Origin of the sequence: Streptomyces sp. NPDC006739 (assembly GCF_042869815.1) — a bacterium.
Classification (GTDB): domain Bacteria; phylum Actinomycetota; class Actinomycetes; order Streptomycetales; family Streptomycetaceae; genus Streptomyces.
The window spans coordinates 241063-255258 of the sequence record NZ_JBIAGM010000001.1 but is presented as its reverse complement, the minus strand read 5'-3'; the positions used below and the strand labels follow the sequence as shown (position 1 = coordinate 255258).

At 71.7% G+C, this 14196-nt stretch carries 16 protein-coding genes; 12 read left to right on the top strand and 4 right to left on the bottom strand.

The features are described from left to right. Window positions 1–6 precede the first annotated feature (6 nt). Together ACFYMM_RS01200 and ACFYMM_RS01195 are read right to left on the bottom strand one after the other, a co-directional pair. Window positions 7–216, bottom strand: coding sequence for a DUF397 domain-containing protein (locus ACFYMM_RS01200; RefSeq protein ID WP_388382550.1), 210 nt, complete (start codon window positions 214–216; stop codon window positions 7–9). Then, window positions 213–1088: a helix-turn-helix domain-containing protein gene (locus ACFYMM_RS01195; protein WP_388382548.1), complete on the bottom strand. Its 876-nt coding sequence runs from the start codon at window positions 1086–1088 to the stop codon at window positions 213–215. Before ACFYMM_RS01195 ends, ACFYMM_RS01200 begins: the two co-directional genes overlap by 4 nt. Before the next feature lie 154 nt (window positions 1089–1242). Here ACFYMM_RS01195 and ACFYMM_RS01190 point away from each other — a divergent pair, with 154 nt between their 5' ends. The 11 genes from ACFYMM_RS01190 to ACFYMM_RS01140 all read left to right on the top strand — a co-directional run bounded on the left by ACFYMM_RS01190 (window position 1243) and on the right by ACFYMM_RS01140 (window position 11666). Then, window positions 1243–1710, top strand: a complete 468-nt coding sequence (locus tag ACFYMM_RS01190) for an ATP-binding protein (protein WP_388382546.1) — start codon at window positions 1243–1245, stop codon at window positions 1708–1710. A 218-nt stretch (window positions 1711–1928) separates the two neighbouring features. Beyond that, entirely contained in the window at window positions 1929–2825 is an 897-nt protein-coding gene (locus tag ACFYMM_RS01185) for a helix-turn-helix domain-containing protein (protein WP_388382544.1), read from the top strand. 52 nt (window positions 2826–2877) lie between these two features. Further along, complete coding sequence (locus ACFYMM_RS01180) at window positions 2878–3495, top strand: Uma2 family endonuclease (protein WP_388382542.1); 618 nt, start codon at window positions 2878–2880, stop codon at window positions 3493–3495. A 93-nt stretch (window positions 3496–3588) separates the two neighbouring features. After that, window positions 3589–4293, top strand: coding sequence for a hypothetical protein (locus ACFYMM_RS01175; protein WP_388382540.1), 705 nt, complete (start codon window positions 3589–3591; stop codon window positions 4291–4293). 36 nt (window positions 4294–4329) lie between these two features. Further along, window positions 4330–5187: an N-acetyl-1-D-myo-inositol-2-amino-2-deoxy-alpha-D-glucopyranoside deacetylase gene (gene mshB, locus ACFYMM_RS01170; protein WP_388382538.1), complete on the top strand. Its 858-nt coding sequence runs from the start codon at window positions 4330–4332 to the stop codon at window positions 5185–5187. Continuing rightward, window positions 5184–5600, top strand: coding sequence for a DUF6113 family protein (locus ACFYMM_RS01165; protein WP_388382536.1), 417 nt, complete (start codon window positions 5184–5186; stop codon window positions 5598–5600). Before mshB ends, ACFYMM_RS01165 begins: the two co-directional genes overlap by 4 nt. Window positions 5601–5755: 155 nt before the next feature. Beyond that, the gene (locus ACFYMM_RS01160) at window positions 5756–8038 is read left to right on the top strand and encodes a hypothetical protein (RefSeq protein WP_388382534.1); all 2283 of its coding nucleotides are present in this window, start codon (window positions 5756–5758) and stop codon (window positions 8036–8038) included. Window positions 8039–8187: 149 nt separating this feature from the next. Further along, window positions 8188–9114: an ABC transporter ATP-binding protein gene (locus ACFYMM_RS01155; RefSeq protein WP_388382532.1), complete on the top strand. Its 927-nt coding sequence runs from the start codon at window positions 8188–8190 to the stop codon at window positions 9112–9114. Then, a complete protein-coding gene (locus tag ACFYMM_RS01150) occupies window positions 9111–9842 on the top strand; it encodes an ABC transporter permease (RefSeq protein WP_388382530.1) in 732 nt (243 codons plus the stop codon). The genes ACFYMM_RS01155 and ACFYMM_RS01150 overlap by 4 nt, the downstream gene beginning before the upstream one ends. Window positions 9843–9847: 5 nt before the next feature. Next, on the top strand, window positions 9848–11041 hold the full coding sequence (locus tag ACFYMM_RS01145) for a sensor histidine kinase (protein ID WP_388383287.1): 1194 nt from the start codon (window positions 9848–9850) through the stop codon (window positions 11039–11041). 10 nt (window positions 11042–11051) lie between these two features. After that, a complete protein-coding gene (locus ACFYMM_RS01140) occupies window positions 11052–11666 on the top strand; it encodes a DNA-binding response regulator (protein ID WP_388382528.1) in 615 nt (204 codons plus the stop codon). Between the two features lie 14 nt (window positions 11667–11680). On the opposite strand, the gene ACFYMM_RS01135 is transcribed toward ACFYMM_RS01140, so the two are convergent. Further along, window positions 11681–12532, bottom strand: a complete 852-nt coding sequence (locus ACFYMM_RS01135; RefSeq protein WP_388382526.1) for a transglutaminase-like domain-containing protein — start codon at window positions 12530–12532, stop codon at window positions 11681–11683. A 2-nt stretch (window positions 12533–12534) separates the two neighbouring features. Continuing rightward, window positions 12535–13629 carry a GNAT family N-acetyltransferase gene (locus ACFYMM_RS01130; protein ID WP_388382523.1) on the bottom strand — a complete coding sequence of 365 codons (1095 nt, stop codon included), beginning with the start codon at window positions 13627–13629 and terminating at the stop codon, window positions 12535–12537. A 140-nt stretch (window positions 13630–13769) separates the two neighbouring features. On the opposite strand from ACFYMM_RS01130, the gene fdxA reads away from it, so the two are divergent. After that, window positions 13770–14090, top strand: a complete 321-nt coding sequence (gene fdxA / locus ACFYMM_RS01125) for a ferredoxin (protein WP_030929316.1) — start codon at window positions 13770–13772, stop codon at window positions 14088–14090. Window positions 14091–14196 lie beyond the last annotated feature (106 nt).

The window sequence follows — 14196 nt, the reverse complement described above, 5'->3', positions numbered from 1 at the left end:
GTCGGGTCAGTCTTCGGGCGCGTACGACACGAAGTGAGTCCAGGCCCCCGGCGTCAGCGTGAGCCGGGGGCCTTCCACGTTCTTGGAGTCGCGGACGTGGACAGCGCGGGGTGCTATGGCGATCTCCACGCAGGAGTCGCCCTCGGGGCCGTCGCTGTAAGTGCTCTTGAACCAGGTCAGTCCGGAGGTGTCACTCGCAACGGTCTCGCGGATCATGCTTCTCCCAGCAGTTGCTCGATGAAGGCCAGCGACTCCCGTGGGGAGAGAGCCTGAGCCCGGATGGTGCTGTACCGCAACTCAAGGATGCGGAGCTGTTTCGGATCGGAAGTCGGGCGGCCGTTGAACGCTCCGTCGGAGCGGCCCACCGCCGTACCGTCCTCGAACTTCAGCACCTCGATCTTGCCGCTCAGCCCGGGATGAGCACCGGAGTCCGTCGGCATCACCTGAAGCGTGACATTGCGTGACTCAGCCACTTCCAGCAGGTGTTCGAGCTGCTGACGCCACACCATTGTGCCTCCAACCCTTCGGCGCAGCGTCACCTCTTCCTGAACGAAGCTGAGCACCGGTGCGGGGTCCTGCCCGAAGATCGATTTACGGCCCATGCGTGCAGCCACCAGACGTTCCAACTCGGCCTCCGAGTAGGCGGACTGGGACACCTCGAACAAGGCCCGCGCATGCTCCGGCGTCTGCAGCAGGCCATGGATGCTGAGCCCGACGTACACCCCCATCTCCACGGCCTTGGCTTCCAGCTCCGCCAGTTCTCGCACCTTCTTCGGGTACCGGACCTTCTCCACGTCCTCCTTCATGGCAGAGAGCAGCCCGCCCGCCCTCAACACCTTGTCGGCCTTGTCCAGATACTCGGGCCGGGGAATCCGCTTGCCGCCCTCGATCTTGTAGACGAGATCCTCGCCGTACCCGACCGCCGTCCCGAACTCAGCGGCCCGCATGCCCGCCGCCTCCCGCCGCAGCTTCAACTGCCGCCCCACCGTTGCGACCACGGCCACGCCCCAGTCGTCGTCCGGATCCACCTCCCACCCCGGCTCGTCCGCCTCGCTCCGGAGCCGTACCGCCTCGCCGTCCACCGCCATTCGCGCCCCTCCGTCGTGCCGCGTCGCGCCGTCAGGCCCTACCCGTGCGCCCTCTGCCGACAGCCCGGACAGCGCCGGACGACCTGTGGACAGTCACCGTACGCAACGGCGTAGTCACTCACCACGGTATGCGTCACCAGCCACGCTGAGTGACGTGAATCAGGAAATCGCCGAGACCGCGCCCGAACACGACGGCTGCGTCAGCAACTTCAGCGTCCTGCTGTCGTGCACCCCGCGCGGCGCCCGCCTCGCCCGTCTGCTCGCGGCCGACCAGTTCCGCGACTGGGGACTTCCGGGCGAGGCTGCGACTCACGTCGTGGCGGAGCTGGCGGCCAACGCGGCCACCCACGGGCGCGTCCCCGGCCGCAGTTTCCGCATCACGCTCTACGTGGTCGGCCGCACGCTTCGCATCGAAGTCACCGACGCACGCGGTGATCGTCTCCCCAAGCTCCAAGAGCCCGGCTTCAGCGCGGAGTCCGGCCGTGGCCTGGTGCTCGTGGACGCGCTCACCGACCGCTGGGGTGTCACCGAGGGGCGCTTCCCACGCAAGACCGTCTGGGCCGAACTGGGCCTTACGGCACCGGAACCCGGCCCCACGAAGCCCGGTGCCGCCAGCGACTGAAAGGCAAAGAACCGACGGGGAAAGAACCTGGCCAAGCCCCACCCCTCCGCCCGTGGCCCACTCTCACCCGGGCGGGTGAACATCTCCGGCTCGGCTGGATTTTGCAACCCCCGACACCTCTACGCTCAGCGCAACATCACAGCAGACATGCGACGGCCCCCGCCGGGACGGCAATCCCAGTGCGAGGGCCTGACCACCGAGGAAGAGGCACCTTCCTGATGGGTACCCAGCACCCTAGCCTGTCCCCGCACGCTCAGCCCCCTGTCGCGGGCAACAAGCACCCCAACCGGGGCGCCCGCACCGGCGGAGTCATCCACGACAACACCCGTCACACCACCCGCTTCACGGTGATCGGCAACCACCTCACCCAGCACCCGGACCTCTCCCTTCTCGCGATCGGTCTGGCCTGCCACATCCAGTCGCTGCCGAGGGGCGCCCGCGTCGACATCAAGACCCTCGCCGCCCGCTTCCCCGAGGGAGCGACCCGCATCGCCGCGGCCCTCCGTGAACTGGAGGCGCACGGCTACCTGCGCCGCGAACGCGAACGCATCCCTGGCGGCCGTATCGTCACCCGTACGGTCTCCTGCAACCAGCCGGCGGCCCGGCGCCACGCCAACAGGTCCAGCTGCCCTGACCGTGCGGCCAACCGGCCGACATCACCAGCGGCGGTCCCGGCCAAGCGCACCGTCGGCACCACCCCCAAAGCCCTCCCCGCCGTACCGCAGCCCGCCTGCACCGCCCCCGCCCTCCTTCAGGCCGCCAACGACCTGCTGGCGGACCTGCACCGTCACGATGACCGCCTCCTGCTGTCCGAGGCTGACGCGGCACATCTGGCTCCCGGTGTCGCGGCCTGGCTGGAACGGGATGCGAGCCCGACAGCCGTACGCCATGCCCTGACCGCAGGGCTGCGGGGCGAGCGCCTCGGGCGGCCGGCATCCGTGCTGGCCCACCGCCTGGCGACCCAGCTCCCAGCCCCACCACCGTTCCGGGCGCCTGCCGCCCCGCCTCCCGCACGGCAGCCACTCCAGACCTGCGACGGCTGTGACCGTGCCTTCCGTGCGCCCGAACCCGGCCGCTGCCGAGACTGCCGAACCGATCTTCTGGAGGCCGCCTAGCATGAGAGCGACGATCCTTGCCCCTGGGCACAGACGACGAGGAGCGAGCGCCATGACCATCGCACCGGACAGCGCCCGGCAGGGTGGCCCGCACATCTACCGGGCCATGCGGGACCTCGTTCAGTCCATGGACGACACCGTTCCGGGCAAATTCGAGATCACGAAGAAGGGGATCGTCCACGACATGATGGCGCCTGTCGGTCCGCATGAGCTGACCACTCTGCACCTCCGGAAACGGCTGGAAAAAGTCATGCCGGACGAGATCGTGGCGCACACCGGAGAACCCGACGTCGAGAACGAGTCCGAGGGAATCATGCGCCGCCCCGACGTGATGGTGATCGCCTGGGCGGACATGGAAGTCCCCGGATCCTTCGATCCCCGCACGCTACTCGCCGCCGTCGAGGTGGTCTCCCGCTCCAACCCGGACAACGACTGGGTCGGCAAGGTACGCGACTATCCGTTGATGGGCATCCCCGTCTACGCCATCTTCGACCCCCGTACCGGCACCGGCGCCGTCCTCACGGACATCCATCCCACCCCTGACGGCCCTCGCTACGCCACCCGCAAGGACTTCGTCTACGGCGAAGAGGTCACCATTGCCGACTGGACGATCAAAACGGACGGTCTGCCGCGCTACCAGGACGAGAGCAGCACGGAGCCCCAGTCCTGAAGGGCATGTTCCGGATACGCGTGAGCAGGTTTCGGTCACCTTGGTCCAAGTCGGCTCACCTCACTTGACTGACCCCCGTACGTCTCGGGAATCGTGCTCGCAGAGATCGTGACGAAGAGTTGGTACGGGGTGGGCATGGCTATTTCCAGACCGCAGACACGGCAGTTCGAGGCGTTCATGACGAACCTGTCCTACGCCCGGCGCATGGTCAAAGCAGGGGCGATGCTGGATCCGTTCCGGTCTCCCACCATCGACATCGACGACTTCTATCGGGCGGCGTGGGTCCAGGCAGTCGGTGCCATCGACCACTGGCTGCACGAAGAGGTCCTGCGTCGGGTCGCCGAACTGGCGGCGAAGGACAGCCCCGAGATGCCGTACCAACTCCGCGTCTACGAGCTGCCTTTGCACAGGGTCGAGGCCGTACGGCGGGGCGAGGTGACACTGTCCGACGCAGTGGTCGAGCACTTGCGGGAGAAACTTTCGGGGCAGGCACTCCAGCACCCCGGAAAGATTTCCGAGGTGCTCAAACTGGTGACGGAAAAGAAGGTCTGGTACGAGGCTGCGGGGTGCATCAACAAGGAATTCTTCCAGGACCGCACCACACTCAACGAGAAGAAGCTCCGGAGCCGCTATCTGGAGATCACCCAGCGGCGCAACAAGATCGCACACGACGCCGACCTGATCGACGGCGATCTGGAGCAGCGCCGCCCCATCGACGAGGCGGAGGTGACCGACGCCATCGACTGGATCGAGCGGATCGCGCTGGCCATCGCCCGCGTTCTCGACAGCACAGGTTGAGAAGCGGCCGGAAGAAGCGCCTCGTAGGGTGGCCCCATGAAGGACATGCCCGGCCGGCGGCTGTTGCTGGTGCACGCTCACCCGGACGACGAGTCGATCAACAACGGCGCGACCATGGCCAAGTACGCGGCCGAGGGTGCCCATGTGACCCTGGTCACCTGCACTCTCGGCGAGCGGGGCGAGGTCATCCCGCCGCCGCTGCGGCATCTGACGGGCGCCGCCCTCGGCCGGCACCGGCTCGACGAGCTGACCGCCGCCCTGCGTGAGCTGGGCGTCGACGACTTCCGGCTGCTCGGCGGCCCGGGGCGGTACGGGGACTCCGGAATGATGGGCCTGCCGGACAACGACGATCCCGGCTGCTTCTGGCAGGCCGACCTCGACCAGGCGGCCGCCCTCCTCGCCGAGATGGTGCTGGAGGTCCGGCCCCAGGTCCTCGTCACCTATGACAGCGACGGCGGCTACGGGCACCCGGACCACATCCAGGCCCACCGGGTCGCCATGCGCGCGGTGGAGCTGGCCGCCGAGGCCGGGCACCGCGTCGACAAGGTCTACTGGAACCGCATCCCGCGCTCCGTCGCCGAGGCCGCCTTCGACCGTCTGAAGGGCGAGCTGTCCGGACTGTCGTTCGAACAGAGCGCGAGCGTGGACGACCTCCCCGGCGTCGTCGACGACGAGCGGATCACCACGGCGATCGACGGCACCGCCCACGCCCGCGCCAAGGCCGCCGCCATGCGGGCCCACGCCACCCAGATCGACGTCATCGACGCCTACTTCGCCCTCTCCAACGACCTCGCCCAGCCCCTCTTCACCACCGAGTACTACGAGTTGGTGAGCGGGGAGCGGCCGGCCGGGCGGGAGAGCGACCTGTTCGCCGGGATCGAGGAGGCCTCATGAGCCAGCCGGTACGCGGGTCCATGCTCGCCCAGCCCCTGCAGCGGCCGTCGGCCGGCCGCGTCGTCGCCCACCTCGGACTGTTCGTGCTCGGCGCCGTGGTCGGGGCCGCCGGGGCACTGGTGCAGGCCGGCTGGTTCCCCGGCGGGCTGCTGCTCGGGCTCGCGGGCGCGGCCGGCCTGTTCCTGGGCGGGGCGCGGGCCACCGGCGGGCGGGCCGGGGCGGTCGCCGGGGCGGCGGGCTGGATCGTCACCGTCATCCTGCTCACCGCGAGCCGTCCCGAAGGGGACTTCCTGTTCGGCGCGGGAGGCGGCTCCTACCTCTTCCTCCTCGGCGGCATGGCCCTCGCTGTGATCTGCGCCACCATCGGCGGCGGGCGGCAACCTGACGGCGGTCCCGCCCGACTTGGCAAGTGACGTACCACTTCGCCACACGGCGCACGTGCGAGTCCGGTGTGGGTTTCCCCGGCGGTCGTGGGATACGGGCCAGAAGTGGCCAGTATGGTGGTGCGCGCCGCCGGGCCGCCCGAGCATGGTCGTAACGGCGGCGGAGCCAACCGGGAGAACCTGCCTTGAGTCGTGAAACTGACACTCCGTCCTCCGGGCCCAACGGGCGCGGCGGAGCCGCATACCCGTCCGGCACGCCGCCGTACGGGACCCCCATGGCTTCCGACGACGTCGCGGGTGCGGGCCGTTCGGCCGCGCAGCCGGAGGAACGCAAGACCGAGACCACGCTGACGACCCGGATCCGGATCAACATCCCCGGGTCGCGGCCCATTCCGCCGGTCGTCGTGCGCACGCCCGTCGTGGGCACCGAGGGAACCGCCGACGGCGACACCGCCGCCGAGCCGCGCCCGGCGCCCACCGCGATGGCCACCGGCACCTTCGAGGCCCCCGCCGAGTCCGGGGCCCAGGGCGACGAGAAGACCAGCGACTGGTTCGCACCCCGCAAGTCGGGCCCGGCCAAGGGCGGTCAGGGCGCCGGCGGCACGAACGGCGCCGCAGTCCCCGGCGGTTCCCCCTCCGGCGCCCCGGCGGCGCCGACCGCGCCGGGTGCTCCGGGTGCCCCGCAGGGCGGTGCCCGTCCGGGCGGCGGCCGTCCCGGTGGCGTCGTCGGCTCCATGAGCGCGCCCGGCTCCCGGGGCGGCGGCACGAACGGCGCGGGGCTGCCCGGTGCCACCGGCGGGCCCGTGGCCCCGGGGCACGGCGGCGGCACCGGTTCCTTCGACGTGACCGAGGCGCTGGCCGCGGGCCCCCTCGGCGGCGGCACCCGTGCCGGTGCGAGCGGCGCCGGTGAGCCGCGCCGCGACGAACTGCCGTACTTCTCGGAGGGCGGCGGGGCACAGGGCGGCCTCGGCGGCCGGGACGGCACGGGCACCGGCTCCGGTTCCGGCAGCCGTAACGGCCAGGGCGGCCCGGGCGGCCCCACCGGCTTCAACGGGCCGAACGGCCCCGGCGGCCCCGGCGGCCCGCAGGGCCCCGCGGGCCCGACCAGCGGTCCGGTCACCGGCGACGGCCCCTTCGTCTCCCCGGCCGGCGGCGGCCCGCGCGGCACCGGCATGGACCTCGGCGAGTCCTTCGGCGGCCCGGCCGGCCCGGGCGGCCACGGCGGACCGCTCGCTCCCGGAGCCCCGGGCGCCGGTCTGGGCCCCGGTGGCGGGATGAGCGACGACACCGCGATCCTCACCCCGCAGAAGCCGGCCCCCGAACCCGGCATGCCCGGCTACCGCTCCCCGGACAACGTCTCCGGGCACACCGTCACCAGCGGCATCCCGGTCGTCCCGTCCGCCGGGAACTCCCCGTTCGGTCCGGGCGCCCGCACCGACGGCCCGGTCCCGCACACGCCCCCGAAGCTGCCCGAGCCCGTCTCGCCGCCCCCCGCGCAGGCCAAGGGCAAGGCCAAGCCCCAGAAGAAGGGCCGCAGCAAGCTGGCCCTGCTCGGCGGCGGTGTGGTCGTGGTCGCCGGTGTCGCCTACGGCGCAGGGCTGCTGATGAACCACTCCGACGTGCCCAAGGGCACCACCGTGCTCGGCGTCGACATCGGCGGCGGCACCCGCGACGACGCCGTCAAGAAGCTCGACGACGCCTTCGGCAGCCGGGTGAACAAGCCGCTGAAGCTGTCGGTCGGCGGCAGGACGGTCGCCCTCACGCCGGACCAGGCGGGCCTGCAGTTCGACACACAGGCCACGGTCGGCGCGGCCGCCAAGAGCGACTACAACCCGGTCTCCGTGATCGGCTCGCTCTTCGGCCAGAAGCGGGTCGTCGAGCCGGTCATGCCGGTCGACGAGGAGAAGCTCCAGGCGGCCCTGCAGCAGGCGGGAGGCGGCTCCGGCTCGGTCACCGAGGGCGGCATCACCTTCGAGGCCGGCAAGGCCGTCGCCGTCTACGGCAAGGCGGGCAAGGCCATCGACGCGACGCAGTCGGCGCAGGCGGTCGTGCAGGCGTACCGCACGACGGTGGAGACGGACACGGCGACCCCGGTGGCCGTACCGACCACCACCAAGCAGCCGACGGTCTCGAACGCCGAGGTCGACCGGGAGATGAAGGCCTTCGCCGAGCCGGCGATGTCGGCCCGGGTGAAGGTGGAGACGGACCCGGCGCACGTGGTGCTGATGAGCCCCGAGAAGTCGCTGTGGAAGTTCCTCAGGGTGACCGCGGTCAACGGCAAGCTGGTCGACAAGCCCGACCTGACCGCCCTGCAGGGGCTCTACGGCCAGGCGTTCGACCATGTGCTGATCACCCGGGGCAACGGCAAGAAGACGCCCGTGACCCCCGAGGACGTCTACAACGCCCTGCGCCAGGCGCTGATGAGCAGGACCAACCGGGTCGCGGTCATCAGCACGACCCCGAACTAGCGCGCGGCGCACGGCCGTGCAGGGGGCGTCGGGTACACCGCCGGGCGCCCCCTTCGGGCATGTCACGCCGGACACATGACATCTGTCATCCGGCACCGAGGACCGCCGACACTGCCGGACCCCCGGGCCGGCAGGCCAGCATGGTGGGCATGACAACGACAGCGGCGCCGGCCGCCACCACGGTGGTCGGATTCGATCAGGTGAGCAAGACGTACGGCAGCACACGGGCCGTCGACGGGCTCTCGCTCCGGCTGCACCCGGGCGAGACCGTGGCCCTGCTGGGGCCGAACGGGGCCGGCAAGTCGACCACCCTCGATCTGCTGCTCGGCCTCAAGCGCCCCGACACCGGCACGGTCACCGTGTTCGGCACCAGCCCGCGCGAGGCGATCGTCGCCGGGCGCGTCGGCGCCATGCTGCAGAGCGGCGGACTGATGGACGAGGTCACGGTCACCGAGCTGGTGAAGCTGGCCTGCTCCCTGCACCCGAAGCCGTACAAGGTGACCGACGTGCTCGCCCGGGCGGGCGTCACCCAGATCGCCGACCGCAAGGTCAACAAGCTCTCCGGCGGCCAGGCCCAGCGCGTCCGCTTCGCCCTCGCCACCGCCGGCGACAGCGACCTGATCGTCCTGGACGAGCCGACCACCGGCATGGACGTCTCCGCCCGCCAGGCCTTCTGGGCCACCATGCGCGAGCAGGCCGACCAGGGCCGCACGGTCCTGTTCGCCACCCACTACCTCGAAGAGGCCGACGCCATCGCGGACCGCGTCCTGGTCCTGCACCGGGGCCGGCTGCTGGCCGACGGCACCGCCGCCGAGATCAAGGCCAAGGCGGGCGCCCGCCGGGTCTCCTTCGACCTGGAGGGCGAGATCGACGAGGCGGCCCTGCGCGCCCTGCCCTTCCTCACCTCCGTGGACGTGTCGGGCCAGACCGTCCGCATCCAGTCCACCGACGCCGACGCCACCGTCCACGCCCTCTACGGCCTCGGCGTCTACCCCCGCAACCTCGAAGTCGCCGGCCTCGGTCTGGAGCAGGCCTTCGTCGCCATCACGGAGGCCGAGGAGGCCAAGCAGTCATGAACAGCCTGATCAAACTGGAACTCACCCGCGCCCTGCGCAACCGCAGGTTCCTGTTCTTCTCGGTGATCTACCCGTCAGTGATCTTCCTGCTGGTCTCCAACCAGACGGGCAAGGTCGACGGCACCGGTCTGAGCGTCGCGAAGTACATCATGGTCTCCATGGCCTCCTTCGGCGCCCTGACCGCCGTCCTGATGGGCAACAGCGAGCGCATCGCCAAGGAGCGGGAGGGCGGCTGGGTACGGCAGTTGCGCCTGACCACGCTGCCCGGACGCGGGTACGTCCTCGCCAAGACCGCCAGCGCCGCCGTGGTCAGCCTGCCGTCCATCGTGGTGGTCTTCCTCGTCGCCGCCGCCGTGAAGGACGTACGGCTGGACGTCTGGCAGTGGGTCGCGCTGACCGGCGCGATCTGGGCCGGCAGCCTGGTCTTCGCCGCGCTCGGCGTCGCCCTCGGCTACGTCGCCTCCGGGGACGCCGTCCGTCCCATCACGATGATCATCTACTTCGGTCTGTCGATCCTCGGCGGCCTGTGGATGCCGTCCTCCTCGTTCCCGTCCTGGCTCCAGGACATCGCGAAGTGGCTGCCCACGCACGCGTACGCTGCCCTGGGACGGGCGATCGAACAGAGCCAGGCACCGCACGCCACCGACGTCGCCGTCCTCGTCGTCTACTTCGTCCTCTTCGCGGGTGGCGCGGCCTGGCTGTACCGGAAGGACACGCTGAAGGCGTGAGCACGATGACGGACGAACTGAGGCCCGACGACGAAGCCCGGGCGGAGCGGCTGATGCGGATCGGGCAGTCGCCGCGCAACGCGCGCGAGGCGGTGCGCAAGCTGGTGTGGGTCCTGCCCTGGCTGGTGTTCCTCGGTTCGCCCGTGGACGACCTGGTGTCCGGCCACCACACCACCTCGACCACGGTCGCCGGCTGGGTGGGCCTGGTGGCGTTCGTCGGGACCTACCTGGCCGTCGTCTTCCGCTCCATGGGCCGGCCCTTCTCCGGCCGGCTCCTCGCCGCCCTGGTCGCCGTGCTGTGGGTGCTCGCGGTCGTGCTGGCCTTCGGCCTCGGCAGCTCCTGGCTCGGTCTGTTCGTGTACGTCTCCGTCACCTGCGGGGTGACCCTCCCGCTGCGGGCCGCGTACTGGACGATCCCGCTGACCACCGCCGCCATGATGCTGGCGGGATGGCGCGACCACGACCTGAACGACGCCTGGGGCCTGTTCCTGGTGGTGCTGCTGGTGGGCTACTCCATGTCGGGCGTACGGCAGCTCGTGCGCACCACCGTCGAGTTGCGCAAGGCCCGCGCCACCGTCGCCCAGCTCGCCGCCAACGAGGAGCGGCTGCGTCTCGCCCGGGACCTGCACGACCTGCTCGGCCACTCGCTCTCCCTGATCACCCTCAAGAGCGAGCTGGCCGGCCGGATGCTCCCCGGCCACCCCGACAAGGCGGCCCAGCAGGTCGCCGACATCGAACAGGTCAGCCGGCAGGCCCTGGTCGACGTCCGTGAGGCCGTCACCGGTTACCGGCGCCCCCGCCTGGCCGCCGAACTCGCCGGTTCCCAGGTCGCCCTGGCCGCCGCCGGCGTCACCGCCCAGGTGCCCGCCGAACCGGACCTCACCGGTGTCCCCGAGGACCGCGAGTCCGCCCTCGCCTGGGCGCTGCGCGAGGCGATCACCAACGTCGTACGGCACAGCGGCGCCCAGCGCTGCGTGGTGGAGCTGGTGCACCGGCAGACCCTGGACGGCCCGGTCCTCGAACTCTCCGTCGAGGACAACGGTTCGGGCGGTTCCGGCACGGGCCCTGGCAACGGCCTGACCGGTCTGACCGAACGGCTGGAGAAGGCCGGGGGCACCCTGGAGGCGGGCCGGGTCCGGCACGGTTTCCGGCTGGTCGCCCGCGTCCCCACGTCTTCACGGTCACCCCGGTGGACGTAGGATCCGGGGCATGAGCAGTACGATCAAGGTTCTCCTCGCCGAGGACCAGTCGATGGTCCGCGAGGCTCTGGCCGCTCTGCTCGGCCTTGAGGACGACATCGAGGTCGTCGCCCAAGTCGCCCGCGGGGACCAGGTGTTGGCCGCGGTACGCGAACACGGCGTGGACGTGGCGCTGCTCGACATCGAGATGCCCGGCTGCACCGGCATAGAGGCGGCGGCCCAGGTGCACCGCGAACTGCCCGCCGTGAAGCTGGTCGTCCTCACCACCTTCGGCCGGCCCGGCTATCTGCGCAGCGCCATGGAGGCGGGCGCCGACGCCTTCCTGGTCAAGGACGCCCCGGCCGCCCAGCTCGCCGCCGCGATCCGCACGGTCCTGTCCGGCGAGCGGGTCATCGACCCCACCCTGGCCGCCGCCGCCCTCGCCGAGGGGGCCAACCCGCTCACCGACCGCGAACGCGAGGTGCTGCGCGCGGCGGCGGACGGCTCCACCAACGCCGAGCTGGCCAAGGCCCTCCACCTGTCCCAGGGCACGGTCCGCAACTACCTGTCGACGGCGATCCAGAAGCTCGCGGTACGCAACAGGGCCGAGGCGGTACGCATCGCGCGGGAGAAGGGCTGGCTGTAGGCCCCGCGGAACACTCAGTTCAGCAGGGACCGGGCTTCCGAGGCCTCCCCCCGCACCCGCTCGGCCAGCGCCGGATCCACCACCTCGACCAGATCGGCGTACGCCTCCATCTCCACCGCCCCCTCGACGAACTCACCGCGCCGCACCAGGAGCCGCGCCCGCTCATAGCGCAACCGGGCCGGGTGCGAGGGCAGCAGCAGCGCCAGCTCCACGGCCCACAGCCCCACGTCCGACCGCTCCGGCCGGGCCGTGGCCCACGCGCCGATGTTGTTCAGGATGCGCCGTACGACGTCCAGCGGGTCCGCCGGCACCAGCATCCCCGGATCCAGCGGAGCGCCCGTCGCCCCGGCCACCAGCAGCTCCGCGTCGGCGCCGGTCAGCACCCGGCCGCCGTCGAACGGGTCCGCGAGCACCTGTTCCCGCGCCTCGCCGAACCCGACCACGAAGTGCCCCGGCAGTGCCACCCCGTACACCGGAGCGCCGGCCCGCCGGGCCACCTCGATCCACACCACGGACAGCAGGATCGGCAGCCCCCGCCGCCGTATCAGCACGTCGTGCAGCAGCGAGGACTCCAGCCGCTGGTAGTCCGCGGCCGAGCCGTGGAAGCCGTACCACTCGCCGAGCAGCTCGCACAGGGCCGACGCCCAGGCCCGCGGGCCGCCCGGCCGGTACGGCAGCTGCCCGGCCAGCCGGTCCAGCTCCATCTGCGCGGCGTCCATGCCCGCCTCGTCCAGCGTGCCGTCCGCCTGCGCGGCCAGCAGCAGGCACAGCGCCGACAGGTCGGGCCGCCCGGAGCGCGCCTCCTCGGCGAACCGCTGCCGCAGCTCGGCGGAGCGTTCCGGCGGCGGGGGACAGGGGGAACGCATGGTCACTCCGATCCGCGCGGCCGGCCGCCGGGCACAGCGGCGGCACCGGCGCCCGGCTCGCGGTAGTGGTGGTACGCGTGGTGCGCGCCGAACCCCGTCCGCGCGTACAGCGCCCGCGCCCCCTCGTTGTCCTCCTCGACCTGCAGCCACGCGGCCGAGGCGCCCTCGTCCAGCGCCCGCCGGGCCAGCGCGGCCATCACCTCGGTGGCAAGCCCCCGGCGCCGCTGCCCGGGATCCACCTCGACGGCGGCGAACCCGGCCCAGCGCCCGTCCACGACACACCGCCCGATCGCCGCCGGCGCCTCACCGCCCGCGCCGGGCACGGTCGCGAACCACACCGAGGGCCCGCCGTTCAGCACCCGCAGGGCCACCTCGCTCACCCCCTTGCGCCGGTACCGCGCGAGCCACGCCTCGTCCGCCGTCCGGGACAGCAGCACCCCGCCGCCCTCCGCCAGGTCCGCGACCGGCGCCAGAGCGCCGATCCACAGCTCGGCGGTCACCTCACGCACCCAGCCGCGCCGCTCCAGCTCCGCGCAGAGCCGGTCCTGCGCGCCCTCGGCTCCGGTCGCGGTCTGCACGTAGGCGGGCAGGCCACGCTCGCCGTACCAGCGTCGTACGGCCACCAGCGCCGCGTCGAGCGGAAGACCCGGATCACCGAGCGGCAGCACACTGTTCGCCCGCCGTGTAAACCCCGCCCGTCGCCCGGCCACCGCCCCCCACGGACGCGCTTCGCGCGGCACCTTCTGCACTGCCGCCCTGAGTTCCCACTCGCCGAGCCGCTCGCTCTCCAGCGGGGGCCAGGCGCGCGAGGCGACGCGGGCCAGCTCCGGGTAGGACGCGGCCGGGCCGCGGCGCCGGGCCGGCGCGGCCGGCACCACCTTGCCCGCGACCAGCGCGGACTCGGCGATCCGGACGCTCTCCCCGCCCCGCCGTGTGATCAGCAGCACGCCGTCGTCCCATGATGTGAGAACACCGACCGTGTCGGTGAACTTCTCTCCCGCGCTTCCAGCGTCGCTCAAGCGTCGTACGGAGACCCGTTTGCCCACGTCAGCGGCGGTGATACGGACCTCGAAGCGCCCACCGGCCGAGATTTCCACAGGTCAGTTCACCCCTCCTGTTCGGATCTTGCCCCGGAACGGAGATACTAGGGGCGGGCATCGACGACGCCGCGCTCCCGCGCGCCAGGCGGCGGAGCCTGCGGAGGCCCGCCAGCGCCCTATCGAGGAGGAACGACAGCGTGACCTACGTCATCGCGCAGCCTTGTGTCGACGTCAAGGACAAGGCGTGCATCGAGGAGTGCCCGGTCGACTGCATCTACGAGGGCCAGCGGTCCTTGTACATCCACCCGGACGAATGCGTCGACTGTGGTGCCTGTGAGCCGGTCTGCCCGGTCGAGGCGATCTTCTACGAGGACGACACTCCGGAGGAGTGGAAGGACTACTACAAGGCGAACGTCGAGTTCTTCGACGAGCTGGGCTCCCCCGGCGGCGCCAGCAAGCTGGGTCTCATCGAGCGGGACCACCCCTTCATCGCCGCGCTGCCGCCGCAGGCCGAGTAGCCACGCGGGCGGCCCGCACTCCCCCACTCTCGGCTCCGCTCGAGCGGGGGGACCCCCAGCGCCGCCTCGGTCCCGTACGGCCCGATCGACCTCGATCACCGTACGG